The 23,323-nt window shown below is 48.5% G+C and carries 23 protein-coding genes and 1 pseudogene; 9 read left to right on the top strand and 15 right to left on the bottom strand.

All coding sequences use genetic code 11. The features are described 5' to 3' along the window. Positions 1-147: 147 nt before the first annotated feature. From tnpB (HNY42_RS09145) to HNY42_RS16250, 3 genes are all read right to left on the bottom strand, one after another. Positions 148-1,320 (bottom strand): IS200/IS605 family element RNA-guided endonuclease TnpB, encoded by a 1,173-nt coding sequence (gene tnpB / locus HNY42_RS09145; protein WP_188004304.1) that lies wholly within the window; start codon positions 1,318-1,320, stop codon positions 148-150. Between the two features lie 93 nt (positions 1,321-1,413). Continuing rightward, positions 1,414-1,764, bottom strand: coding sequence for a hypothetical protein (locus HNY42_RS16255; RefSeq protein WP_255508293.1), 351 nt, complete (start codon positions 1,762-1,764; stop codon positions 1,414-1,416). Continuing rightward, positions 1,761-1,952, bottom strand: coding sequence for a hypothetical protein (locus tag HNY42_RS16250; RefSeq protein ID WP_255508292.1), 192 nt, complete (start codon positions 1,950-1,952; stop codon positions 1,761-1,763). The genes HNY42_RS16255 and HNY42_RS16250 overlap by 4 nt, the downstream gene beginning before the upstream one ends. Before the next feature lie 119 nt (positions 1,953-2,071). Between HNY42_RS16250 and HNY42_RS09135 the strand changes: the two genes are divergently transcribed. Continuing rightward, positions 2,072-2,839, top strand: coding sequence for an SDR family NAD(P)-dependent oxidoreductase (locus HNY42_RS09135; protein ID WP_188004303.1), 768 nt, complete (start codon positions 2,072-2,074; stop codon positions 2,837-2,839). 60 nt (positions 2,840-2,899) lie between these two features. Then, positions 2,900-3,508: pseudogene (locus HNY42_RS09130) on the top strand (SDR family NAD(P)-dependent oxidoreductase); the annotation flags it as partial. A 672-nt stretch (positions 3,509-4,180) separates the two neighbouring features. Here HNY42_RS09130 and HNY42_RS09125 read toward each other — a convergent pair. Genes HNY42_RS09125 through HNY42_RS09115 form a run of 3 tightly spaced genes read right to left on the bottom strand, consistent with a single transcriptional unit; the run spans position 4,181 to position 7,295 of the window. Then, positions 4,181-5,299: an ABC transporter permease subunit gene (locus tag HNY42_RS09125; RefSeq protein ID WP_188004302.1), complete on the bottom strand. Its 1,119-nt coding sequence runs from the start codon at positions 5,297-5,299 to the stop codon at positions 4,181-4,183. Next, entirely contained in the window at positions 5,296-6,417 is a 1,122-nt protein-coding gene (locus tag HNY42_RS09120) for a hypothetical protein (RefSeq protein ID WP_188004301.1), read from the bottom strand. Before HNY42_RS09120 ends, HNY42_RS09125 begins: the two co-directional genes overlap by 4 nt. Next, entirely contained in the window at positions 6,414-7,295 is an 882-nt protein-coding gene (locus HNY42_RS09115; RefSeq protein WP_188004300.1) for an ATP-binding cassette domain-containing protein, read from the bottom strand. The genes HNY42_RS09120 and HNY42_RS09115 overlap by 4 nt, the downstream gene beginning before the upstream one ends. A gap of 155 nt (positions 7,296-7,450) precedes the next feature. On the opposite strand from HNY42_RS09115, the gene HNY42_RS09110 reads away from it, so the two are divergent. Then, positions 7,451-8,497, top strand: coding sequence for a phosphotransferase (locus HNY42_RS09110; RefSeq protein ID WP_188004299.1), 1,047 nt, complete (start codon positions 7,451-7,453; stop codon positions 8,495-8,497). A 30-nt stretch (positions 8,498-8,527) separates the two neighbouring features. Here HNY42_RS09110 and HNY42_RS09105 read toward each other — a convergent pair whose 3' ends face one another. Both HNY42_RS09105 and HNY42_RS09100 read right to left on the bottom strand, forming a co-directional pair. Next, positions 8,528-9,517: a hypothetical protein gene (locus tag HNY42_RS09105; protein WP_188004298.1), complete on the bottom strand. Its 990-nt coding sequence runs from the start codon at positions 9,515-9,517 to the stop codon at positions 8,528-8,530. A gap of 126 nt (positions 9,518-9,643) precedes the next feature. Continuing rightward, positions 9,644-10,888, bottom strand: coding sequence for a polysaccharide deacetylase family protein (locus HNY42_RS09100; RefSeq protein ID WP_255508291.1), 1,245 nt, complete (start codon positions 10,886-10,888; stop codon positions 9,644-9,646). Between the two features lie 194 nt (positions 10,889-11,082). Between HNY42_RS09100 and HNY42_RS09095 the strand changes: the two genes are divergently transcribed. Further along, entirely contained in the window at positions 11,083-12,498 is a 1,416-nt protein-coding gene (locus HNY42_RS09095) for an NAD-dependent succinate-semialdehyde dehydrogenase (protein WP_188004297.1), read from the top strand. A gap of 45 nt (positions 12,499-12,543) precedes the next feature. Here HNY42_RS09095 and HNY42_RS09090 read toward each other — a convergent pair whose 3' ends face one another. Together HNY42_RS09090 and HNY42_RS09085 are read right to left on the bottom strand one after the other, a co-directional pair. Beyond that, positions 12,544-14,556, bottom strand: a complete 2,013-nt coding sequence (locus tag HNY42_RS09090; RefSeq protein ID WP_188004296.1) for a Na+/H+ antiporter — start codon at positions 14,554-14,556, stop codon at positions 12,544-12,546. Positions 14,557-14,638: 82 nt separating this feature from the next. Then, positions 14,639-15,526 carry a helix-turn-helix transcriptional regulator gene (locus HNY42_RS09085; RefSeq protein ID WP_188004295.1) on the bottom strand — a complete coding sequence of 296 codons (888 nt, stop codon included), beginning with the start codon at positions 15,524-15,526 and terminating at the stop codon, positions 14,639-14,641. A gap of 84 nt (positions 15,527-15,610) precedes the next feature. Between HNY42_RS09085 and HNY42_RS09080 the strand changes: the two genes are divergently transcribed. Beyond that, entirely contained in the window at positions 15,611-16,132 is a 522-nt protein-coding gene (locus HNY42_RS09080) for a dihydrofolate reductase family protein (RefSeq protein WP_188004294.1), read from the top strand. Positions 16,133-16,219: 87 nt separating this feature from the next. Here HNY42_RS09080 and HNY42_RS09075 read toward each other — a convergent pair whose 3' ends face one another. The 4 genes from HNY42_RS09075 to HNY42_RS09060 all read right to left on the bottom strand — a co-directional run bounded on the left by HNY42_RS09075 (position 16,220) and on the right by HNY42_RS09060 (position 19,234). Further along, a complete protein-coding gene (locus HNY42_RS09075; RefSeq protein ID WP_188004293.1) occupies positions 16,220-17,152 on the bottom strand; it encodes an NAD(P)-dependent alcohol dehydrogenase in 933 nt (310 codons plus the stop codon). Positions 17,153-17,252: 100 nt separating this feature from the next. Then, complete coding sequence (locus HNY42_RS09070) at positions 17,253-18,473, bottom strand: cation:proton antiporter (protein ID WP_188004292.1); 1,221 nt, start codon at positions 18,471-18,473, stop codon at positions 17,253-17,255. Between the two features lie 3 nt (positions 18,474-18,476). After that, positions 18,477-18,977, bottom strand: a complete 501-nt coding sequence (locus HNY42_RS09065; RefSeq protein ID WP_188004291.1) for a cation:proton antiporter regulatory subunit — start codon at positions 18,975-18,977, stop codon at positions 18,477-18,479. A gap of 38 nt (positions 18,978-19,015) precedes the next feature. After that, positions 19,016-19,234 carry an AbrB/MazE/SpoVT family DNA-binding domain-containing protein gene (locus HNY42_RS09060; RefSeq protein ID WP_188004290.1) on the bottom strand — a complete coding sequence of 73 codons (219 nt, stop codon included), beginning with the start codon at positions 19,232-19,234 and terminating at the stop codon, positions 19,016-19,018. Positions 19,235-19,437: 203 nt separating this feature from the next. Between HNY42_RS09060 and HNY42_RS09055 the strand changes: the two genes are divergently transcribed. Beyond that, positions 19,438-19,917: a DUF2975 domain-containing protein gene (locus HNY42_RS09055; RefSeq protein WP_188004289.1), complete on the top strand. Its 480-nt coding sequence runs from the start codon at positions 19,438-19,440 to the stop codon at positions 19,915-19,917. Between the two features lie 193 nt (positions 19,918-20,110). Further along, positions 20,111-20,773 (top strand): hypothetical protein, encoded by a 663-nt coding sequence (locus HNY42_RS09050; protein WP_188004288.1) that lies wholly within the window; start codon positions 20,111-20,113, stop codon positions 20,771-20,773. Between the two features lie 46 nt (positions 20,774-20,819). Here the strand turns inward: HNY42_RS09050 and HNY42_RS09045 are convergent, their stop codons facing one another. Continuing rightward, positions 20,820-21,425: a GNAT family N-acetyltransferase gene (locus HNY42_RS09045; protein ID WP_188004287.1), complete on the bottom strand. Its 606-nt coding sequence runs from the start codon at positions 21,423-21,425 to the stop codon at positions 20,820-20,822. A 90-nt stretch (positions 21,426-21,515) separates the two neighbouring features. Between HNY42_RS09045 and HNY42_RS09040 the strand changes: the two genes are divergently transcribed. Beyond that, a complete protein-coding gene (locus HNY42_RS09040) occupies positions 21,516-21,986 on the top strand; it encodes a GNAT family N-acetyltransferase (RefSeq protein WP_188004286.1) in 471 nt (156 codons plus the stop codon). A 122-nt stretch (positions 21,987-22,108) separates the two neighbouring features. After that, positions 22,109-23,281, top strand: coding sequence for an IS200/IS605 family element RNA-guided endonuclease TnpB (tnpB, locus tag HNY42_RS09035; protein WP_188005432.1), 1,173 nt, complete (start codon positions 22,109-22,111; stop codon positions 23,279-23,281). Positions 23,282-23,323 lie beyond the last annotated feature (42 nt).

Raw genomic sequence — 23,323 nt, 5'->3', positions numbered from 1 at the left:
TCGGATCCGAAGTGTGTCGATTTCGGAACGGTCGAGCGTCTGATCCGCGACTTCCCCGTAACGGACCACATGTTGAACTACTTCCACCTACGCTTTGCTTAGAGGTGGAAGATTCCTGAGTTATTCGACCTGACGGTCAAAACCTGATCAGGCTAACTCCGTCGTCCCGACGGTTGAAGAAGCTAAGAGGCGTTCTGCTTCTTGTTTGAGATTCAGTCCTGCGTTCACATCTCGGTCGTGATGGATCCCGCAACTCGGGCATGTCCATTCACGCAAGCTGAGATGCTTCACGTCTTTGTGTTGATATCCGCAACTGGAGCACAGTTGGCTCGATGCGAAGGTCTTCCCGACTTTCACGACGGTCTTCCCGTACCAATCTGCCTTGTATTCGAGCAGGCGGAAGAACTCCGACCAGCTGACGTCAGAGAGGGGCTTGCTCAACTTGCGGTTCTTCTGCATGTTCTTCACCTGCAAGGTCTCGATTCCGATGATGTCGTGGTTTTTGACGATCTCGGTGGATACCTTGTGCAAGAAGTCGGTTCGCTTGTTGGCAATCTTTTCATGGATGCGGGCGACCTTTCGCTTCTGCTTCTGGTAGTTCTTCGACTCGGAAAGTTTCACTTTCTTGTCCAAGGCGATACGCTGACGACGAGAGAGCTTGCGTTGCTCGCGCGCCAGCTTTTTCTCGAGCGAACGGAAGTAGCGGTCGTTCTTGTACACCGTGCCGTCCGACAAGATGGCAAAGTTCTTTAACCCGACGTCTACGCCGACGGATGAACCGGTCTTCGACAGTTCGTGGCTTTCCTGCTCGACGAGCAGGGAGACGAAGTATTTTCCTGAAGCGTTACGCCGGATGGTCGCGTTCAAGATGCGTCCTGCGACCTGCCTCGAATTGGCGAAACGCACCCACTTCAGCTTAGGAAGTTTGAGCTTGCTGCCGACGATTGAGACCTCGGGAAGCTGGTTCTTCTTCTCGATATTGGTCTTGTAGGATTGGACGGGATTGCGCTTCGACTTGAATCGAGGCCGTTCGTTCTGCTTCTTGAAGAAGCGGTCATACGCATCGGTCAGGTGTTTGACGCTCGATTGAAGCGAATGGCTATCGACTTCTTTCAGCCAGTCGAACTCTTGCTTTAGCATCGGGATTTCTTTCGAACAAGAACCGTAAGACAGTCCTTTGCCTGTCGCTTTATACGTCTCATCCCACTTCGATAAGAAGTAATTGAAGACGAAGCGCGAACAACCAATGGTCTTCGCGATCAGGATTTCCTGCTCTTTTGTCGGGTAGATCCTGAATTTGTAGGCCTTATGCTTCAACATGATTTTCACCTCCTTGAAAGGTTTATACCCGAAAGGGAGGGGGGGTGATTCACCTCCCACTTTCACTTCGTTTAGAAGTGTGAGTACTCTCGCCTAATTTAGATAGAGCACCGGATCAATCGTCATCTCAATCCGGTCGAGCCAGTCCTGGACGGTTTCTTCCGGCCGGCGTTTTGATCCGTCCGGCAATTGCCGGTCAAAGGAAGCAATCAATTGACGGACTTGGGAAACGGAGTCCGTTTGTTGTTGTGGTGGTCGCCAGGCAGACGTTGACGGCTTCACTCGCAGAACTTGCGGACCCCCTTCTTCCGTCGGCTCAATCGTTCGTTTACGCCGGCGGTATCCGAGAAACCGGCGGAACACAAACACAGATAAGAAGGCTGTCACCAGTGCTCCGATGGGCAACAGAATATCGGGTAAGAATAAGGATGCTCCTTTGATCATCGGACCTTTCGGGAACGGTTTTGCTCCAAATTCCGGTGACTCATGGCTTTGCGCGATTTAATCTTATAGTTGAATGTGTAATCTGCCGGTTTGTAAATGTAAGTCGTGTAGACATACCGTTCAAACGCGACGAGAGCTGCAGCCAGTACTAAAACGGAGATGATCATCAGTCCGAGCTTCCGTTTCATGTCGCCCTTCTTTTTTTACCAAATAATAACATATATTCATCGGTTCATCAGCATTTTTCTTTCTTTTCAGTCAATTTCAGCGTACAGTGAAACTACACTGTCAGATGGGATGTGATCGTTTGTATTTACCTTCGTTTCGACTGGATCAAAAAACGGTTCTCGTGACCGGTGCCGGACGCGGAATTGGACGTGCCCTGGCGATTGGGATGGCGGAAGCTGGCGCGGATGTCTTACTGGTCGCCCGGACGGAATCCGATTTACAGGAAACCGCAAAACAGATTGAACAGCTTGGACGACGTTCGTTCGTGTTGACGTGCGACGTGACCGACCGGATGCAAGTCCAGGCGATGGTCGAGCGTGCCTATACATATGTCGACCAGATTGATGTGCTCGTCAACAACGCCGGGATGAACATCCGCTCGAAAGCGCTCGACGTTACGGAGGACGAATGGGAAACAATTCAACAGACGAACTTAAAGTCGGCCTTCCTATTCTCACAGGAAGTTGGGCGCCGGATGCAGGACACCGGCGGCAGCATCCTGAACATCGCTTCGGTTGCGGGGCACGTCGCCTTGCGGACCGGTGTTGTCTATGCGACGACCAAAGCGGCTTTGATTCAGATGACAAAAGTATTGGCGCTTGAATGGGGTCCGAAAAATATTCGCGTCAATGCGATTGGTCCGTGGTATTTCAAGACGCCTCTGACAGAAGCGTTGCTCGCCGATCCAACCTACTTACAGGATATCGTCGACGTGACACCGCTCGGCCGGGTCGGTGAACTGACGGAACTCGTTGGACCGGCTGTCTTTCTTTCGTCTGATGCCGGAACATACGTCACTGGTCAAACGTTATTCGTTGACGGCGGGATGACGATTAAAGGGTTTTAACATGACAAGAAAAGGACTTCCGATTTTAATCGAAAGTCCCTTTTTTCTGTCGTACTCTATTTTTATTGTGACCATACGGATCCGGACGAGATAACTTTCCTGTTCCAACAGATTCAAGACCAGCACGGGCGGATCGATCTGCTCGTCAACAGTGTGTTTGGCGGTTCGGAAGCTTCCCTTCCCGCGGGACAAGGCAAACGATTTTGGGAACGGCCACTGGAACACTGGGACGCGATGATGATCGCCGGTCCGAAAGCCTATTTACTGACGACACGGGCGGCTGTTCCGTTGCTTCAGCAAAGTCCGGCTGCATTGATCGTTAATTTAACATCGTTCACGCCGGATCAAGCCGCTGGCAATTTGTATTATGACTTAGCGATGCAGTCGATCAACCGGATGACATTTGTGATGGGTCAGGAACTTCGAACGTCTCGTGTCGCTTCGATTGCGCTCTGTCCCGGCTTCATGCGGACAGAACGGGTCGTCGATGCAGGCTTCAGCAACAATGCGACCGAAACCACCGCTTACGTCGGACGGGCTGTCGTTGCCCTCGCACAGGATTCGGATATTCTGCAACGGACCGGGCAAGCTTTGTTCGTGGCGGATCTCGCGCGCGACTACGGCTTCACGGACGAGGACGGAACGCAGCCGGCGACGTTTATAACTTAACTTACGCTTTCCGCTTTGACATTTGAATGGCCATAATAACCGGATAGGCAGTAATCGCTAAAATCCAAATTAGCTTCATCATCAGAGGTTTGCTCCTTTTACGTGCGATTTATTTGATTCGCTTACACTTTTAACGATTGAGTTCGTAATCAACAAAAAAAACGGGTAGACCAGGAGCGAGCCGATTAAAATAAAGCCGACAATCGGACCTGGTGCATCCCCTTCATAAGTCACTTGAGATTCCTGTCGTACGGTTTAACTGATAGACGTTGAGCAACGCTTCTAACGGAATAAGTAAGGTGACCGCATACATGATGCTTATTGCATTGATTTTCAAAAACGTTTTTATAATGCCTTCTCCTCTCTATAACAGATTTTCATAGTATACATACGTAACTAAGCAGAAAAAGAAACATACAAAGGAGGAAACGCGATATTTCATTCAAACACTCGTGACTTAATCTACCACGAAAAATTTACTGATCCGCTATAATTAACCAACCGTCCTCGTACCGGAAGAAGACGGTTGACAGTCTTTTTTATAGCTCTCGTGCTGCATGAATCTGCATTTTACTTAACGGACGGAACGCAACCGGCGTCTTTTGTTTTGTAAGCGGTTTACACAAGAAGGTTCGGCTTGGTCTCACGACAGCCGAACCTTCTTTGATTTCATCACGCCATTTTCCGGCCGATTACCTGGTACATCAGTTTGACGACAAGAAGCGCCATGACGAGTGTGATAACAAGTACGGCAACCGGCAACAGGACCGGATAACCGAAAAGATTGACCGTCACATACTCCCGGAACAAAACATAAACACTTAGTGCCTGTCCCTGTGTGAACTTCACCAAGGTCCACATAAACGCCGGGGTTTCTGTATTAAACAGCACCGTTTCAATCAGGAAAGGTCCGCCGACGATGAGTCCACCGAGGAATACAGCGACCACCGTCTGTTTGATCAACATCGACAGGAACAGCAGGACGATGACAAGCGAAACAGCAATCATCCACTGATACAACACGGAAATCCCGTATAATTCAGCGAACGTCAACGGGTACGGCGACTGGCCGTAAGCCGCTTGGATCGGAATATCCCAACCGGAATGTCCGCGGAAGAAACACAGCAGTTGAACCAGATTGTAGATTACAATCGTCGCCGTCACCAGTGCAACGGATACCAGCAACTTGGCCGTCAACAATTGTTTTCTCCCGTGCCGGGAAGAATACAGATATGCCGAAACACCGGTCTGATATTCATTCGAGAAACTGACTGCTGTTCCGAAAATCAGGACTACTGCCAACAAGGCATATCCACCGGTTCCTGAAAACGTCAGCAATTGATCAAACGTTTGGTAGTTTCCGACTGGACGATAATCAATCGCTTCCGTCAAATCAGCTTGTAATGAGAAGTGACGTTTTTCATATACAGTGGACGCCTCCTCTCCTTCCTGACGGAGCGAAGAGACAACTTTCGATTGCCGGTCATTAGCCGATGCAGCCTCGAGCACGTTATGATAGGAAGCATTTTGTTTCTTTTCTTCTGCCGTCGGATCAGTTTTTTTGACATAGGCTTTACTCCCGGCTTCCGCACGCGCAATCATTTCTGACGTCAAATTCCCTTCAAACCCTGTGTTGACACGATCCGCCCACGGCCATTCCATCCGTTGCACGGAAAAATACAATCCGGCAATCAAGATGACGAGCAGCAACACCCATAAAAAACGTTGCTGAAACAACTTGTAACACTCAAAGCGGACGAGTTCCCGCAACGTACTGTCTGATTTCTTCATACGACTTTCCTCTTTCGACTGGTTTGATAAAGAATCTTCAATACAATCAGGGTCACGAGCACTTGCACAAGCAAGATGGCTACCGGCAATAACAATGGAATCCCGAGATTGATGGTCTGATACGTCTTAAACACTTCTCCGGTCAACAAGGCACGGCTCGGGAAAAATAAAATTCCTTGCTCAAAAAGTTTTGTTTCCGGAAAAAAGATGCCTGAAATCACAAACTGGTAAAGAAGTGGGACACCTATTAAAATGCTGGACGAGAGAATCGCTTGAACTGCCGTTTTGGCGAAAAACGAGATCGCCAGCACCCAAATGCCAAGCACGATTAATACAAATGTCTGATAACCAAACGATACTAACCAGTATTGTCCGATGGAAAACGGATATGGCGAATCGGTTAAGCCGTCCATCACTTTCATCGGAGCGGACCAGTCGATGGTCCCGAAACGATACGAGGCAAGACCGAGAATGCCTAGATGTAAAATCACATTGACGCCTGTCAGGAAGATCGATCCAGCAAGCAGTTTCGCCGTCAGTAACTTCGTCCGACCGTTCACAGCGGGCAGTTGGTATTGATCAACGCCCGAAACCCGCTCTTTGGTATAGATGAACGTAATCAGCAACAGCAACGGGAACAGCAGGACAGCAACGCCGGCTTGAGTCGTAAACGTTACTGCTTTTTCTGCCGGGATATGATACCGGATCGTGTCCAGATTGATTTGTTTCAACATGCTGGTATGTAAGGCACGATCGCGTTCGTCAAAGCCCGGTTCGGTCCGTTCGTTCGCTAGCGCTTCCAGCGTCTGTGCTTTAAAAATTTGTGCTTCTTTGATGTTAAACAGATGAGCGAATGCTTCATTTTCATAAGTAATCGTAGGATCAAACTGATCATCATCGCCATAAGTCCCATCATTGATTTTATCCGCACGATCCTGTATTTTCTTAAATGTTTTTGCCGTCGCCGGACCTTCCCATGCTGCATACTTTGCGCGGACGCTTGCTTCCTCTTCTGAAAATACGGACGACATCAAGTACAGCAGCAAGGCGACGACGAACAGCATAGCAGGAATCGATGTACAGAGTTTATATAATTCAAAGCGTATCAACCGGCTCATGCACTTTTTCCCCGTCCGTCCAAATGATACAAATATAAGTCTTCCAGTTGCGGCTCATCTTGAACCGCCTTCGGATGCGGCAGTTGGCTTGAAATGATGCGGACCCGGTTTTTACCTTGTCGCGTCTGTTGGATTGATCCGATTTGATAGGTGTCTTGTAAATCGAGTAATTCCTGATCCGTGACATCAACGGTCCAGATTTCCGTCGCAATTTCATCCAACAGCTCATACGGATTGGCTTGTTTAATGATACGTCCCTGCTTCATCAAAATGATTTCACGGGCAATCGATCCGACATCCGAGACGATATGGGTCGACAGCAGGACAATCCGCTTCCGGGCAATCGATGCAATCAGATTCCGGAAATGAATCCGTTCTTTCGGATCAAGACCTGCCGTTGGCTCATCGATGATCAGGAGTTCCGGATCATTCAGCAACAATTGCGCAATCCCGATTCTACGCTTCATGCCGCCGGAAAAGCTTTTCAACTTCTTATTGGCGTGCTCTGTCATGTTGACCGCCTCGAGGGCGGACATGACGCTTGTTTGGACATCCTGTTTTGGCACCCCTTTGACGGTCGCGAGATAACTTAAAAATTTAGCGGCGGTAAAGTTGCTGTAGATTGGCGTGTCTTGCGGAAGATATCCGATTTTTTCGCGGTACGCGTCAGCAAGCGGCGACATTTCTTGCCCGTCGACAAAAATCTTACCCGTTGATGGTTTAAGCAATCCTGCTAAAATCTTCATCAACGTTGACTTACCTGCCCCGTTTTCTCCGAACAATGCATACACGCCCGGTTCTAACGTGATATTGGCATCCATCAATGCCTTTTTCCCATTTAGATATGTTTTTGAGGTGTTTTGAATCTCAATCTTCATTCCATTTGACTCCTTACGTTCATTATTTAATCTAGCACCTTACACATTATACAAAATTTGTATCTTTCAGTGTAATGGATTCCAAATAAATGTTTTTGCTATAATGGATATTCTTTGGATTCAAATGAGAAAGTATGCAGAAAGGAGATCAGACTATGGAACAGACAAAACCATTTACTTTAATCAATCAGGCAGTCCTGAGTTACAGTCTTGACTTTCAATCCCTTGAAGTTGAACCCGTCTCTTTAACAACCTACGGCAAACACGGAGATTTACACTACAAAATCCTGGTCGATGAACGTCCTTATTCGATTCGTCTGTTACAAAAAAAGCGTTATGTCAATTCTGATTTGTCCCAATCTACATCGGATATCCTTGCCCAACAGTTGCGATACACTGATTATCTACGGGTGAACGGCATTCCGTTCATGGAGCGTGTGAAGTTGGAACCAGATGCTCTTTTTACGAACATCACCGATTCAAATGGACAAAAGTGGACATGTTGTCTGTTTCACTGGATGGACGGACAACATGTGACAGCGAATACAAGACATACGGCCGCTCAGATAGGCATGTTAGCGCGTCAGTTGCATGATGTCTCGTTGCATCAACACGAAATCTGTTTTCCATACATTGACCATACGACTGCCTATCAACGTTGGCTTGGTGATTTACAACGGCTTTCGATCTCACGGATGCCGGAACCGGTCCAAAATTCATTTCAGGAGTACCTGACTCTGGCACAACAACATCTCGACACCGCAAGACATCCAAAATCTTCTTCACTTCAACCGGTCATTTCGACTGATTTAAATTCGCTCAACATCTTATGGAATCAGGATCAACAAATCATTGGAATCGTTGATCACGAACACATCGGTGCAACCGACCGTGTGCAGGATTTGGCCTGGCTGATCAAATGGTATGCCCGGACGGAAGGGATTGACTCGCATGACGTGTCCGGCCGTTTAGCCAAAAGTTTACTGACCCACTATAATTCGCCGACCGTCCTCGTACCGGAAGAAGATCCGCGACTGGCTTCGTTGCTTTGGCTCTCGGGCTGCATGAATCTTCATTTCGTCGAACGGACGAAACAGCTTGCGTTCGATGCAGAAAACAATCCGACCGATTATGATCAGTTTCAGCTTCACTTGCAGACATACCGTCTTCGGGGCGAGCGACTGGTCGGTCTGTTAACCTAACAAAAAAAACAAGTCACAGGACTTGTTTCTTCACAACACACGGAACGGACTGACGCTGTCGGATGGTTTTAAACGATATGTAGCAATTGGTTTAAAGTGGCTGTTCAGCGTCTTGACCTGGTACTCGCCTGTTTCTGTGACTAGCTCAAGGACATGATAGGTTTTCGTTTTGGCATCGTACGCGTAGTCGATCAAATCATGATCATTGTCATACAGGAGACGGGCTTGTTTCGTCCGATGGTTGATTTCAAACATGCAGTCCATATTAAAAATCAGTTCGGTTTTTCTTGAAAGCATTAGTGTTTTCTCTACTCCGCCTTTTACATACTGGTCCGTCGTCATCATTTTTGTGCTACGTTGTTTTTTTGCATCGTAAGACAGTACAGTTAATTTATTCTCGTTCTTAGGTGAGGTACCGTAAATCTTCAGTTGTGAACCGGCTAGGCGAATGTAATCGGCATGGATTAATTCTTCGATTGTCTCATGATAGAGAGGCTTCAATGATGTTGTATCAAAGGTATGTATTTTGATGGAGTAATCGATTCCTTTCATATGATCTGCCAGCACATACAATTTTTCACCCGTCACGACCAGGTCTCTTCCGAATCCGGCATAACGTTTGGTTGCACCGATTTTCTTGAAATCCAATGTATATTTCGAGAGTGAAAATTGGTTGATCGCCGATAAACTCATTGCGTAATAGGCATTTTTGTATTTCTTAATCCGCATCGGTCCCGGTTCGACCTGCTTGATTACTTTATTGCTGTTCTTCAAATCGATTACACGGTCACTGTAGGAGCTGTATAACAAACCGTCATGTAGACGATCGGCGCCTTTGAGAGAATAGCGTACCATTTCAATCTTTTTATTTCCGACATAAGTCTCGAACTTTGTTAACGGCTTTGTATAACTTGTCGATACGACTTGAAATGTATCGGTTTGGGCAGAGACCTGATGATTCAATCCAATTGTGCTACTGATAACAGCAGCTGCCAGTAAAACCTTATAACCTGTCTGCATATCCTGAACTCCTTTTTATCAAAGCAGTATTGAGAAAATAACTCCTCTATACAAATAATACCCATTTAATGTCACACGAACTGGTGTGAATCATTAAATGGGTCAATTCGTTTTTCAGGAACGGAATTATTTTTTGACAACCGACCGCATCGGATCAAAGACGGCTTTTGAATCGAAGAACGGATCCAAGACATTTGTTTTTTTCGCCAGTGCCTGGCGGAGCCGGATCCCGTCGACATTAATCCGCGCCTGGCGGTAATAGTCTTTGCCCAACTGTTTCCAAGCATGTTGCGAGGCATCAACATTATAAAAATAATGAAAACCCTGTTGCGTCAAATAGCGGTATTTATCACCCGTATACCCATGCCAATTCTGAATATCACTGCCAAACGGATAAATCAACTGACGGGTCGTTCCGATCAATGGGGCGACATCACGCTTATAGCGCGCCGTATCCGCCTGAATCGTCGCCAGACTGAATTTCCCGATCGCGATGTGACCATACGTGTGGCTGGCAAACTGCCATCCGTCCTTCTTCAGAGCGATCGCCGTCGCTTTTGCCTGTTGACGCGCCTGCTCGACTTTAGCAGATTGCCCGTACTGCGCATACGACGACCGGTATCCGAGGACGCCGTTATAGCCGGTAATACCCAGTAATCCTTTCGCGCCATGGTAAGAAAAATCCGGATGACGGTTGACGAACGCGTCCACGAGCGGTACGAGATCATAGGCACCATCCGGTTTTCCGGTCATCGAATTGGTGATTCGTCCATTTTTGACTTTCAATGTCGTCGCAAAACCGTCGCCGATCATGTATTCATAGTAGTTGACGTCATCCTGCGACAGAACGAGCGGCTTCTTACCTTTTGGAAAAGGAAGTCCCTTTTCGGTCATCCGTCCGTCTTTCCACGTCGCAAGATCGGTCGGCCGGACAAGGACATAGTTCCGTTGATACAAGGCGGTCAAAATCCGTTCGAATTCACCTTGCGTCACCATATAATCATCATAGCCCTGCTGTTTCCGGTCCCCGTCAAAGGCGCGTTTTGGTTCTGCAATCAAGGAGTGGAAAAATAAGTGCGGGACAGATGTCCCGGCTTTAATCGTACCGAGATTCGCCTGTTTCGCCGCATATTCCTTCCCCTTTTGTTTTGCTTCCGTCGTCTTCAAGCGGTCGACAATCCGGATCGCCCGGGCGTAATCATACTGGGACGCGATGAAATCGGCGCGTTTTAATTCCTGACGTATGTAGCTCGGGTCTGCTGCTTGATGTTCGACCTGTTTCGTTTTCGTTTCCGATCCAACCGACTGTTGACCGCATCCACTGATCAGCACAATCCCGGCAAGACTGACGCCCATCCATTTTTTATTCATGTGAATCCCGTCCTTTCTCCGACAAACAACACTCTACTCTGCTTACTTTTTATATTCCCGATTATTCAGTTGATTAACGATTTTCCCTGCATCATTCCAGTTCGTTATGCCCCCCCATCCAAAGCGGAAGTACACAAACCGGCCGGATGGGTGTTTAATAAGGGACGTAATGAAAACACACGGAGGTGCAATACATGATTGAACAAAACGTCATTAATAATATTTGGTATAACACAGAGGAAACGATTCCCGTCTTTAACCCGGCAACAAAAGAATTACTCGGACACGTCCCAAGCAGCACAGCAGACAATGCAGCGCGTGCCGTCGATGCAGCAAGTACAGCATTCGTCGACTGGTCGGAACGGACAGCCGATGACCGCGCCGATAAAATCGATGCCTGGTACCGCCTGATTCAACAACACCGTGATGAACTCGCGGAAATCATGACGCTCGAACAAGGGAAACCATTCGTCGAAGCACGCGGAGAAATCGACTACGGCAATCAATATGTCCGCTGGTATGCGGAAGAAGCGCGCCGGATCTACGGAGAAACAATTCCGGCATCCGTTCCCGGGAAACGACTCTTCGTCGAAAAAGAACCGGTTGGTGTCGTTGCGGCAATCACGCCATGGAACTTCCCGGCAGCAATGATTACACGGAAACTCGCTCCGGCGCTCGCTGCCGGCTGTACCGTCGTGTTGAAACCGTCGGAAGAAACACCGTATACGGCACTTCGTCTGGTTGAACTCGCGATCGAAGCCGGTATTCCGGCTGGTGCCATCAACGTCCTGACAGGTGACGCGGCAACCATCAGCGGTGTCTGGCAAGCCGATTCCCGTGTCCGGAAAATCACATTCACCGGCTCAACAGCGGTCGGTAAATTGATCATGCGTCAAGCGGCTGATACGATGAAAAAATTGTCGCTTGAACTCGGTGGTCATGCGCCGTTCATCGTCACGGAAAATGCGGATCTCGACAAAGCCGTTCAAGGCGCCATCCGCTCGAAATTCCGCAACGGCGGACAAGCGTGTGTCGCAACGAACCGCTTTTATGTCCAGGCATCTGTTCTCGACGCCTTCACTGAAAAATTCGTCGCCGAAGTCACGCGCTTGAAAGTCGGCAACGGACTCGACGCTGATTCGACGATCGGACCGTTGATCAATGCGAAAGCCGTCGCCAAAGTCAAAGCACATATTGACGACGCCGTCGCAAAAGGCGCAACGATTCTTTCCGGCGGTACGATTGATGATTCAGTCGGATACTTTGTTGAACCAACCGTCCTCGGTAATGTCACGGAAGACATGATCTGCATGCAGGAAGAAACGTTCGGTCCGCTCGCACCGATCTCGGTCTTCGATACTCTTGAAGAAGTCATCGAACGGGCGAACAACACACCATACGGTCTTGCCGCCTATGCATTCTCGGAGAAAATCGACGAAGCACTTCAACTCGGTAAAAAACTCGAGTACGGCATCGTCGGTTTGAATGACGGTGCACCATCTGCTGCCCAAGCCCCATTTGGCGGCTACAAAGAAAGTGGACTCGGCCGTGAAGGCGGCGTCTACGGCATCGAGGATTACCTCGAAGTCAAATACCTTTCACTCGGTTAATCACAAAGCAGCCCCTGTCCACTGGACAAGGGCTGTTTTTTTCATTTACTCGACGTACTCATAGAGAACGACACTTTCGATATAGTGAATGAAGCGGCGCAATTCTTTTTCTTCCTCGCCGGACAAATCGCCTTCGTTTGACATCGAAGCGATTTCCTGGCGCTGGACTTCGATTGCCCGCAGACAAAGTTCTTCTTTTTGCTGATCGACGTCGGCTTTTCCGCCGACCGGTGATGACCAGCGCGTGTGTTTAAAGCGTAAACGTTTATAGAATTCGAGTACGCTTTGAACGACATCGACCGGATAATCGCCGCGGCATCCTTCAAGCCGGGTGATGACTCCTGTCATGACCTGTTCGTACAGTTCATGTTCGACCTGTGTCAGACGGATCAATTGATCGGACGACATGTTAGACCGTTTCCGTTTCCAAAGGATTTTCCGGATCGGTTGCAACAGACGGAAGCGGGCTTCCTTGTCGATGGCTTCGCGGCGGTTATCAATCGACCGGAAGACTTCTTTTTTCAGCTGGTCCGGTGTTTTATGTTCCTGCAGGAATTGTTTCGTCAAGTCACGTTCCCACTGGACCGCCTCAAGCCGCAGTTTTTTCAGCTGTTGGTTGAAGTGCGTCAGTTCTTCCTCACTTTTCTCCTGTGCCCGTAACAGGCGCAGCATGACATGATATTCATTTAATAAATCAAAGGCGACGGTCGAATTTTCTTCCTGGACGACCTGTTTGATTTCCGTGATCGCCCGTTTGACCATCCGCTGTTTATACGAATTCAAATCGAGTTCCGGCTGGGCATCGGCCTCACCACGGTTGAGCAACGGTAAAAGGATTGTCGCGAGAACCAGTGTGAAGATGATGACACCGGCCGCGAGGAAAATGATCAGCGACCGTTCCGGGAACGCTTCTCCTGATTCGGTCACGAACGGTAATGACAAGACCCCGACCATCGTAATCGTTCCGCGGACGCCGACGAGTGTCGTGATGACATCCTGCTTAAACGACGGTTTGCGGTGATCCGCTTTTTTCAGGAAGCGATGGTCGAACCAATTGAAGAACATCGTCCAAATCAAGCGAATTAAAAGAATGACCGTTCCAATTTCAATCACAAATGACATCAGACGCCAGTTGTTAATCGCGTCATCGGCAAAGATTTCGCGTGTCGCTTCCGGTAACGTCAAACCAAGTAACAAGAAGATGATCCCGTTTAAGATGTAGGCGATCATCGTCCAGATGTTGTCGGTCAACGTCTGCTCCTGGGCAAAAAACGTTTCCGTCCGTTCTTTGATCAAGGCGTGGAGAATCCCGCCCGTCACGACGGCAATGACACCGGACGCATGCAAGACTTCTTCTGCAACAAAAAAGATGATGAACGGTGTCAGGATTTGCAGTAACGCATAAAAAACGACATCTTCAATTCCTGTCCGCCGTAATTTCATCTTCAACCAGTTCATCGCGACACTAATGGCGAGACCAACGACCGCTCCAACGGCGAACATGTAGACGAATTCCGTCGTCGCCTGCTGGATGGAAAAGTAACCGGTGACGACGGCTGCGACCGCGTAACTGAAGGCAACAAGTCCTGACGCGTCATTGATCAACGACTCTCCCCGGACGAGATTTAAAATCTGTTCCGGTATCTGGACCCGTTTCGCAATCCCGTTGACGGCAATCGGATCGGTCGGTGAGAGGATTGCAGCGAGCGCAAAGGCCGCCGCAACCGGAATGACCGGTACGAGCCAGTTGATGAAGTATCCACCGATGACCGTCGTCAATAAGACGAGGACGATGGCATTACCGAAAATGGCAGCGCGCATCTTCCACAGCTCATCGCGCGGAAAATGTGAACTGTCGTTATAGAGCAATGGAGCGATGAATAATAACAGGAACCATTCTGATTCAACTTCAATCTTCAGTCCGCTGATTAACAGTGCCGTAATCGTTCCGACGAGGATTTGAATCAAGGCAGTCGGAATGAAGCGGATGTAGTGTCCGAGGACTTGCGTCAAAATGATTAAGACAAGCATTAACAAAATAAGTGATAACGTTTCCATAGAAAACCCCTTCCGTTTTTACCATGTTTCTCTGGTTATATCGTAACATAGTTTCTTACTGACTTAGGAACAGGACCCTTTGTCATTCCTGATAGATTGCCAGCACTTCACTGGCATGGCGCCGGATTTCTTCCTGTAACGATAACGGTTCGAGGACCTTGACTTCCCGACCGAGTCCAAATAACTGCCGGCCGAGAAACGGGAGTTCCAGTCGTGGTACCGACCATGTCCGTTGCTCGTTGAGCGGTAAAATCCCTTCGAGCAACTGTTCTCCGAGCGGTGTCAACTCGAGAAAGACCGTCACCTGTTCTCCTGCTTCATTTAAATGTTCTGCTTCTTCGAACGTCATTCGTTTCGACGGGATCGTCGTCTCAGTCACCTGTTCTATCCGGTCAACACGGTACTGGCGCAATCCCCGCTCCGTCTGCGCAAGCAGATACCAGCGGTTGCGCTCAAATGTCAGACCAACCGGGTCAATCAGAATCGTCCGGCATCCGCTCGTCGTCCGATAGACGATCTCTCCTTTCACTTCTGCTTCCATTAAACGCAATAGGTTACGCGTCAAGGGAGACGCCGGTGTATCCGGTCGCGCAAAGCGGACCCTTCCTTTCAGGCGGTCCATCTTGGCTTCGAGATCGGACGGCAGTTCATGCAGATACCATTCGGCAAGATTGCCCCGCAATGCCCCAAACGGCAAATCCGGAATCTGACCGACCCAGTCGATCATCAAAAACAACGTGATGGCTTCCTGTTCCCGTAAGGCAAGCGGCGGCAACAAACGATTTGGTAATACCCGGTATCCACCGGCCGGTCCGCGTTCACTGTAAATCGGGTAGCCGTTCGCTTCGAGTTCGAGCAAATCACGTTGAATCGTCCGCAAAGAAACACCACATGCTTCCGCCAGTTCCCGTGCCGTCAACAGCTGCTGCCGGTTGAGCAGACGCATGACTTTTAAATGTCGGCTTTTCATAAAATATTTCTCCTCTAATTACGACATCTTTTGTCATGATTATACCGTAGACTAAGTATAGATTGAATATAAGGAGGAGTTACGATGACCAAAACCGTTTTATATATTGCCTGCAGTCTGGATGGAAAAATCGCGCGTTTGGACAATTCTCTTGATTGGTTGTTTGCCGTCGAAGGAGACGGTGACAATGGCTACGCGGCGTTCATGGAAGACGTCGGAGCCGTCATCATGGGTCGGAAGACGTTTGACGAGGTCTTGGTGCTGAGCGAGGAGTACCCCTATCCCGCAATCGACAACTATGTCTTGACCCGACAGAACGGTAAACAGTCGGAACATGCGACCTTCACGAATGAATCGCTCGATGTGTTGCTCGAACGGATCGGTCCGACGATCGACGGGAAGATTTGGCTGATCGGCGGTGGTGAATTGATTCAGGAAGCCTTACGGTTGCAACTGATTGATCAGCTCGAACTGGCGATCGCACCGGTCGTCCTCGGCAGCGGGATCCCGCTGTTTCCGGAAGGGACGCTTGAAACCCGCTTCCGCCTGACCGGTTGTCGTCCGTCCGGACAATTCGTCATGGCAACCTATGATGTCTTGAAGTAATCTACAGCACAAGCAAAAAACCTTTGAAACGATGCATTTAATCCCTGCATCGTTTCAAAGGTTTTTCTTGTGATGACGGTCGATTATTTAGTCCGTTCTGTCGTAGTCATCGACCACCGACACGATGACATTACCAAACTTCCGTCCGGCATCGACGTACCGGTGGGCGGCGACAATCTCCTCAAGCGGATACACCTTATCGATGACCGCTTTCAGGTCTCCTGCTTCAAACCACTCATTCAGCAGCCTCAAATCTTCCTTCAGCGCCCGTGCGACGCCTTGTCCGGCGACTGAACGAAACGCTCCGTCCGCCTTGACATGCTGCCGGGCCGTCCGTTTTTCCACCTTCCCGGATGCATCAAACACCGCGTCATACGTTGTCAGTTCAGTGTCGTAACCATCCGTTCTATAGTCGACGACGACATCTGCGCCAAGACGTGTGACCAGTTCAGCATTCCGTCCGCTGCAGACGGCCGTCACATGAAGACCATATTGTTTCGAAATCTGGACGGCAATTGAACCGACGGCTCCGGACGCCCCGTAAATCAAGATCGACTTTGCCTGCTCGAGGTTCAGTTTCCGGAAAAAATGGAGGACGGTCGTTCCGCCAAACGGAAGACCGGCTGCTTCTGCGAAGTTCGCGTTGCGCGGCATCTGCTCCACACATTTGTTTTCCTTGATGCAGGCATACTCGGCGTAGCCGCCAAAGCGCATCCCGGTCAGGGCGTAGACCCGATCGCCGACTTTGAAGTCCTTCACTCGGTTGCCCGTCGCAACGACTTCGCCTGCTAAGACAACTCCTAAAATCGGCTGTCTCGGTGCTTTCCATCCGACGACGAGACGCATCGGAAGCTTTCCTGCTGCCGGGACATCGAGTGCCCGCATCCGCCGGTCTCCTGAGTGAACAGCGGATGCATATACCTGAATCAGCAGATCAAATGCTTTCGGGACAGGTTTTTCGACCTCTTGCAACTTCAACACATCCGGTGGACCATAGGCAGTACAAATGACGGCTTTCATCGTATCCCTCCTCAAGCAGATTTGTTACTTAAAGGAATACGACAGCGGAGCCTTGAAAGCCTGCTTGATGCCTGTTCGTTTTACCTGAGACACGCCATTATCATGCTTTCGGTTTTGTCTTTTTCGGTTTCGGTTCCGTCCATTTAAAGATGCCGTTCATGAAGTTATAAATCCGTTTGGATTCCTTCGTCATCAGTGGTCCGAGAATTGCGAGAATCAAGACGTACAAGGCGGAAAACGGTGACAGGATATCCATCAGTCCGCCGGCGATCCCGAGATTTGCGACGATAATCGAAAATTCACCGCGGGAGACGATTGTCAGTCCAATGTTCGAGGATGCTTTGTGCGACAGTCCGGCTCTGCGTCCGGCAATCATCCCGGCGACGTAGTTTCCGACAATCGTGATGACGACGGCACCAAGTGCAAGCCAAACGGCATCGAGCAACATTGTCGGATCAATGCTCAGTCCGAAGCTGAAGAAGAAGATTGCTCCGAAGAAATCACGGAATGGAACGACGAGGTGTTCAATCCGCTCCCCTTGGTCCGTCTCCGAAAAGACGAGTCCGAGCAGTAAGGCACCGATCGCTTCCGCGACATGAATCGTTTCCGAGAAGCCGGCGACGAAGAACAAGGCGGCAAAGACGACGATGATAAATACTTCGTCCGAGGCAATCTTCAGCATCCGGTTCAGGAGAGGTGTCGCTTTTCTTGCGATGACGAAGAACAGCAGCATGTAACCGAGGGCGATTAAAATCGATGTGACAGAAGACAATAAGCTCGTCCCGTCACCAAGCAGGAGTCCTGACAAGACGGACAGGTAGACGGCGAGAAAGATATCTTCGAACATGATGATTCCGAGAATCAGCTCGGTTTCCGTATTGCCGGTCCGGCGTAATTCAACGAGGACTTTTGCGACGATCGCACTGGACGAAATCGTGATGATACCGGCGATGATCAGCACTTCGTATAAGGGGAATCCAGCGATGAATCCGTAAAGCAGACCACCGGTAAAGTTAATCGATAAATAAATCGTTCCACTCGTGACGATCGATTTGCCCGACCGGATCAATTTACCGATTGAAAACTCCAGTCCTAGATAAAATAAGAGGAACAGGACACCGATGCGTCCGAGGAAACTGATGAACTCGGCACTTTCAATGAACTTGAAGTCTAGTATCCCGATTGTCGGAGCGTGCGGCCCAACGATCATTCCTAAAATAATTAAAAACGGAATGATCGAAAAATTTAATTTATTCGCAAGCAATGCTGCGATCGCCACTAAGATAAGCGCGGTACCAACTTCAAATATTAAATGATCCATCTATCATCCGCCTCCTTCGATTGAGAATAACGCTTTCGTGATATGGCGGACGTTTTGACGTTCTCCGGACAAGACGATCGTATCGCCTGCTTCAAGACGTGTTTCCGGACCCGGGTTCAATGATTTTGATTTATCGTGTTTAAGGACGGCAATGATCGAAATGTCATATTGATTGCGGACATCCAGTTCACCAATCGTCCGGTTATTGACGGCGGAATCCTGTCCAATCTTGAACCATTCGATGACGAGATCATCAAACGCCAGTTCAATTTTTTCGAGATCTTTCGGTTTGTACGCCAGTCCGCCCAAAATCCCTGCCATCTGTCGTGCTTCGGCATCGTTGAATGTCACGCTTGAGACGCTCTCATCGAAATCGTCATCGTCGTAATGATGCATTTCCCGGCGTCCGTCATCATGGACGATCACGACCACCTTATCTCCTCGTGTTGTAATTCCTTCGAACTTCCGTCCGATTCCTGGTAAGTCTACTTCGCGCATATCCATTTTTCTATTTCCTCCTTTTAATTGGTCAATCGATTAGTTCACAGATGATGATGTGCTTTTTGGATGAGTGCTTTGAATTTCTCGTCACTCAAAATATCTTGAAGGTCATGCAGCTGTTGTAAATCCGCTTTCGCCATGATGACAAACCCGTCTTCCTCGATGAATGCAACGCGATCTCCTTCCTCCACCTGTAACGCTTGTCTGATTTTTTTCGGGATCGTGATTTGTCCTTTGGACGTCAACTTGGATAGCTCCATTCCGAACTTCCTTCTTTCTTTTTCTGATTTTCCTTACTTCCTTACTTTTCTTATTCCTAGCATAACATACTTCCAGTTTAATTCCGAGTACTTTGCTTTGAATTAATAAAAAAGAATCGATTCCTTCGCTTAAATCCGCCTTCAGACGGGCAATCTTTCATGTGGGTTGTTCTATACTGACAGAAAGAAAGGAGAGATTGATCATGAAAAAATGGCGTTTAGTTTATTTGCAACTGGTTTTCACCGGAATACTGATTAGTTTGTTCGGATTAGCAGGAGTCGCTATTTCAGTGCTCATCAAAGGGTCACAAAAAGGATTTTCGATCCCCTTTTTACTCGATAAGCCGGGCTATTTTATTTTGATGGCGGGACTATTGGCATTCATCCCATGTCTGATTGCCTTAATCCATATCTTGAAAATTCTTCATTCCCTCAAATCGAACGCAACCGCTGCTGCAGTTGCTTCTTCATTCGGAATCATCACAATTTGTGGTTATATCATCAGTGCCGTCGCGATCTGTTTGTTCCCTGTTATGTTCATTGTCTCCGACCGTGATGATGCACCCGGTCTCATTCTTTTTGCCTTTTTACTGATTTTGATTCCCTTTACGTTGAGCGTAGTCAGTTCTCTTTTTCAATCAATTATCAGAAATTACGTGAGGACTGACCTTACAAATCCTTAACCGAACAAAAAGTATATCTGATTTAGAACAAGGGATTTAGAACAAAGGACGGATTTTAAAATCCGTTCTTGTTTCGTCAAACTACTTTTCAACTAAACAGATGAATATCCTGAGTGAATATATTTACAATTTATGTTAAAATAGGATGTAAACTACATAAATTAATTTTACTTAAGGATGGTGTGAATACTAAATGAAGATTCTGATCGACCAACCAAAACAGGAAACTCAACTCGAACAATTACGACGTGAGATTGCTGCTCATCCTGAAATAGATATGCTGCTGTATCCGGAAGGGTATTGCCGCGAGACGGATGTCGCGACGTTGCGTCAGTTAGCAAAACAGTATGCAACGATCATCGTGACCGGTTACCGCGATGCAGATCGATTAGACCGGGCACTGATCATCAATACAGCCGGCGACATCCTGCTCGACCGGGCGAAAACACCGGAAGCGGGTCCACTCTATACACCGTCGACGGCTATCGTTGCCGGACAATCAGCCGGGTATTTACTTTGTCGTGAAATCTTTCTCGGACTCGATGGTCTGAAGAACGACAACATTGATATCATCTTTAATCCGATCGGTGTCGGGATGTTCAGTGAGGAACAATACACGGACTGGTCGGGGGAAGCTCAAAAAATCAGCCGCCAGCAGCGAGCGCTGTTCATCGGAACGAGTCACGCCGACGGCTCTTACCGCAATTGCGGTTTCTCGATTCCGACGGCATTTGCGTTTGATGCGACCGGCGAAGCCATTTTCCTTTCAAAAGATGATCCGCAGACACGGATTCTCGATACCGTGACGAAAACGGTTGAAATCATAGATGTTTTTTCCTTCGAGCAGACACTTTAATCAGAAAAACCCCCCAATCCGGCTCACCGGCTTGGGGGGGTTCGTCTCATTGATGCTGTTTCGTATTGTACTCCGAACCTTGACGCATCGTAACGTACTCATCACGTAACAGCGAATACATTTTGACGTCGTGAAATGCTCCTTTAATAAAGATTAACCGGCGTAACGTTCCTTCGTACGTCATGCCAACTTTTTCCATCACCCGGGCGGAACCGATATTACCTTCCATGCACCGCACCTGGATCCGCTCGAGCTTGAGTTCTTCAAAACCGAATGTCATGACGCATTCGACCGCTTCCGTGACGATGCCTTTGCCCCAGAACTGACGCGATAACGCATAACCGAGTTCTGCTTGTTTATTCTCATCCAACAACAGATGAATGAAATCGATTGTCCCGATCATTTTGCCGGTTTCTTTCCATTCGATGGCCCAAGGTGCTTCTTTCCCTTGCGCGTAGTTCGACAGGACATAGTTCAAAAACTGTTCCGCCTGTTCGATCGTCTGATTGGCATTCCAGGTCACATAACGGGCGGTTTCCTCGTCTTGTGTATATTCGAATAAGTCATCACGATCACTTTCTTGAAGCGGCCGCAGGATCAATCGTTTGGTCTCAAGGACAGGTAAATTATGGTAAAATCCCGTTGTCGTCATATCAGTTGCCCCCGTTTCTTTTTACCATTATACGGAAAAAATATCGAGAATGCGATATAGTAAAGAAAGAATTTTGAAGGAGGTAAAAAGATGCCTTTTCAAGCTGTCCCGATGACATTTGACTATGCGACCACCATTTTAAATTGGATATATTCTTCCCCTTACGATTTTTACAATATGGAGACGTCGGAGGAAGCATATGCCGAACTGCTGGACGGTTCCTATCAGGCCGTCATCGATCAAGCACAACTGGTCGGCTTCTTCTGTACCGGCCGATCCGCTCAAGTACCACCCGGTCGTCCGCTCGGACTGTACCCAGATGATTATTTGGATATCGGACTCGGACGCCAGCCTGAACTGACCGGGCAAGGAACGGGCTTCGCGTTTTGTTCGTTTGTCCTCGAGACCGTCAATGCCAAATCGGCGTTACCACTCCGTTTGACCGTCGCTTCGTTTAACGAACGAGCGATTCACCTGTATGAACAGCTTGGATTTCGACGACAAGCCACTTTTTCGACGACGCACGCCACGTTTCTCATCATGACGCAATCTCATACGTAAAACGCCATTCTGATTTTATCAAAATTAGGCGAGAATACTCCCACTTCTAAACGAAGTGAAAGTGGGAGATGAATCGCTGGCCTGCCTTTCGGGTATATTCCCCTTGAAGGAGGTGAAAAATGGTGTTGAAGCACAAGGCCTACAAATTCAGAATCTACCCCACAAAAGAGCAGGAAATCCTGATTGCGAAGACAATCGGGTGTTCGCGCTTCGTTTTTAACCACTTCTTGGCGAAGTGGGAGAAAATGTACAAGACCACTGGAAAAGGACTGTCCTACGGTTCTTGTTCTAAAGAAATTCCTTTGTTGAAGCAGGAGTTCGACTGGTTGAAGGAAGTCGATAGTACATCTGTTCAGATCAGCGTCAAACATCTTGCTGATGCGTTTGACCGCTTCTTCAAGAAGCAGAATAAACGCCCTCGATTCAAGTCCAAGCGCCATCCCGTCCAGTCGTACAAGACCAACATCCAAGGCAAAAACCAGCTTCCTGAAGTCTCGATTGGATGCAACAAGCTCAAACTTCCGAAGCTGAAATGGGTTCGTTTCGCCCATTCGAAACAGGTCACAGGCCGTATCTTGAACGCCACAATCCGAGGTAACGCGTCAGGAAAACACTTCGTTTCCCTGCTCGTCGAGCAGGAGATCAACGAGCTGCCGAAGACCGGTTCATCTGTCGGCGTCGACGTCGGACTCAAGAACTTCGCCATCCTGTCGGACGGCACGATCTATAAGAACGACCGTTACTTCCGTAAGCTCGAGAAGAAACTGGCGCGCGAACAGCGCAAGCTCTCCCGCCGTCAACGCATCGCTTTGAACAAGAAAGTCACGCTTTCCGAGGCGAGGAACTATCAGAAGCAGAAGCGAAAGGTTGCCCGTATCCATGAGAAGATCGCCAACAAGCGAACAGACTTCCTGCACAAGGTATCGAACGAAATCGTCAAAAACCACGACGTCATCGGCATCGAGACCTTGCAGGTGAAGAACATGCAGAAGAACCGCAAGTTGAGCAAGGCCATCTCGGACGTCAGCTGGTCGGCGTTCTTCCGCATGCTGGAGTACAAGGCGGAATGGTACGGGAAGACCGTCGTGAAAGTCGGCAAGACCTTTGCTTCCAGTCAACTGTGCTCCAGTTGCGGACATCAACACAAAGACGTGCAACACCTCGGCTTGCGTGAATGGACATGCCCGAGTTGTGGCATCCATCACGACCGAGATGTGAACGCAGGACTGAATCTCAAACAAGAAGCAGAACGCATCTTAGCTTCTTCAACCGTCGGAACGACGGGGTTAGCCTGATCAGGTTTCGACCGTCAGGTCGGATAACTCAGGAATCCTCCA

Origin of the sequence: Exiguobacterium sp. Helios (assembly GCF_014524545.1) — a bacterium.
Taxonomy (GTDB): domain Bacteria; phylum Bacillota; class Bacilli; order Exiguobacteriales; family Exiguobacteriaceae; genus Exiguobacterium_A.
This window is presented reverse-complemented; position numbering and strand designations above follow the sequence as displayed.

Coding starts and splice junctions, on each gene's coding strand:
- HNY42_RS09045 (WP_188004287.1), bottom strand. CDS start 21,425: ATGACGACAACGGGATTTTACCATAATTTACCTGTCCTTGAGACCAAA.
- HNY42_RS09100 (WP_255508291.1), bottom strand. CDS start 10,888: ATGAATAAAAAATGGATGGGCGTCAGTCTTGCCGGGATTGTGCTGATC.
- HNY42_RS09115 (WP_188004300.1), bottom strand. CDS start 7,295: ATGAAGATTGAGATTCAAAACACCTCAAAAACATATCTAAATGGGAAA.
- HNY42_RS09075 (WP_188004293.1), bottom strand. CDS start 17,152: ATGAAAGCCGTCATTTGTACTGCCTATGGTCCACCGGATGTGTTGAAG.
- HNY42_RS09060 (WP_188004290.1), bottom strand. CDS start 19,234: ATGGAGCTATCCAAGTTGACGTCCAAAGGACAAATCACGATCCCGAAA.
- tnpB (WP_188004304.1), bottom strand. CDS start 1,320: ATGTTGAAGCATAAGGCCTACAAATTCAGGATCTACCCGACAAAAGAG.
- HNY42_RS09070 (WP_188004292.1), bottom strand. CDS start 18,473: ATGGATCATTTAATATTTGAAGTTGGTACCGCGCTTATCTTAGTGGCG.
- HNY42_RS16255 (WP_255508293.1), bottom strand. CDS start 1,764: ATGATCAAAGGAGCATCCTTATTCTTACCCGATATTCTGTTGCCCATC.
- HNY42_RS09085 (WP_188004295.1), bottom strand. CDS start 15,526: ATGAAAAGCCGACATTTAAAAGTCATGCGTCTGCTCAACCGGCAGCAG.
- HNY42_RS09040 (WP_188004286.1), top strand. CDS start 21,516: ATGCCTTTTCAAGCTGTCCCGATGACATTTGACTATGCGACCACCATT.
- HNY42_RS09055 (WP_188004289.1), top strand. CDS start 19,438: ATGAAAAAATGGCGTTTAGTTTATTTGCAACTGGTTTTCACCGGAATA.
- HNY42_RS09095 (WP_188004297.1), top strand. CDS start 11,083: ATGATTGAACAAAACGTCATTAATAATATTTGGTATAACACAGAGGAA.
- HNY42_RS16250 (WP_255508292.1), bottom strand. CDS start 1,952: ATGAAACGGAAGCTCGGACTGATGATCATCTCCGTTTTAGTACTGGCT.
- HNY42_RS09065 (WP_188004291.1), bottom strand. CDS start 18,977: ATGGATATGCGCGAAGTAGACTTACCAGGAATCGGACGGAAGTTCGAA.
- HNY42_RS09050 (WP_188004288.1), top strand. CDS start 20,111: ATGAAGATTCTGATCGACCAACCAAAACAGGAAACTCAACTCGAACAA.
- HNY42_RS09090 (WP_188004296.1), bottom strand. CDS start 14,556: ATGGAAACGTTATCACTTATTTTGTTAATGCTTGTCTTAATCATTTTG.
- HNY42_RS09105 (WP_188004298.1), bottom strand. CDS start 9,517: ATGCAGACAGGTTATAAGGTTTTACTGGCAGCTGCTGTTATCAGTAGC.
- HNY42_RS09120 (WP_188004301.1), bottom strand. CDS start 6,417: ATGAGCCGGTTGATACGCTTTGAATTATATAAACTCTGTACATCGATT.
- HNY42_RS09125 (WP_188004302.1), bottom strand. CDS start 5,299: ATGAAGAAATCAGACAGTACGTTGCGGGAACTCGTCCGCTTTGAGTGT.
- HNY42_RS09080 (WP_188004294.1), top strand. CDS start 15,611: ATGACCAAAACCGTTTTATATATTGCCTGCAGTCTGGATGGAAAAATC.
- HNY42_RS09110 (WP_188004299.1), top strand. CDS start 7,451: ATGGAACAGACAAAACCATTTACTTTAATCAATCAGGCAGTCCTGAGT.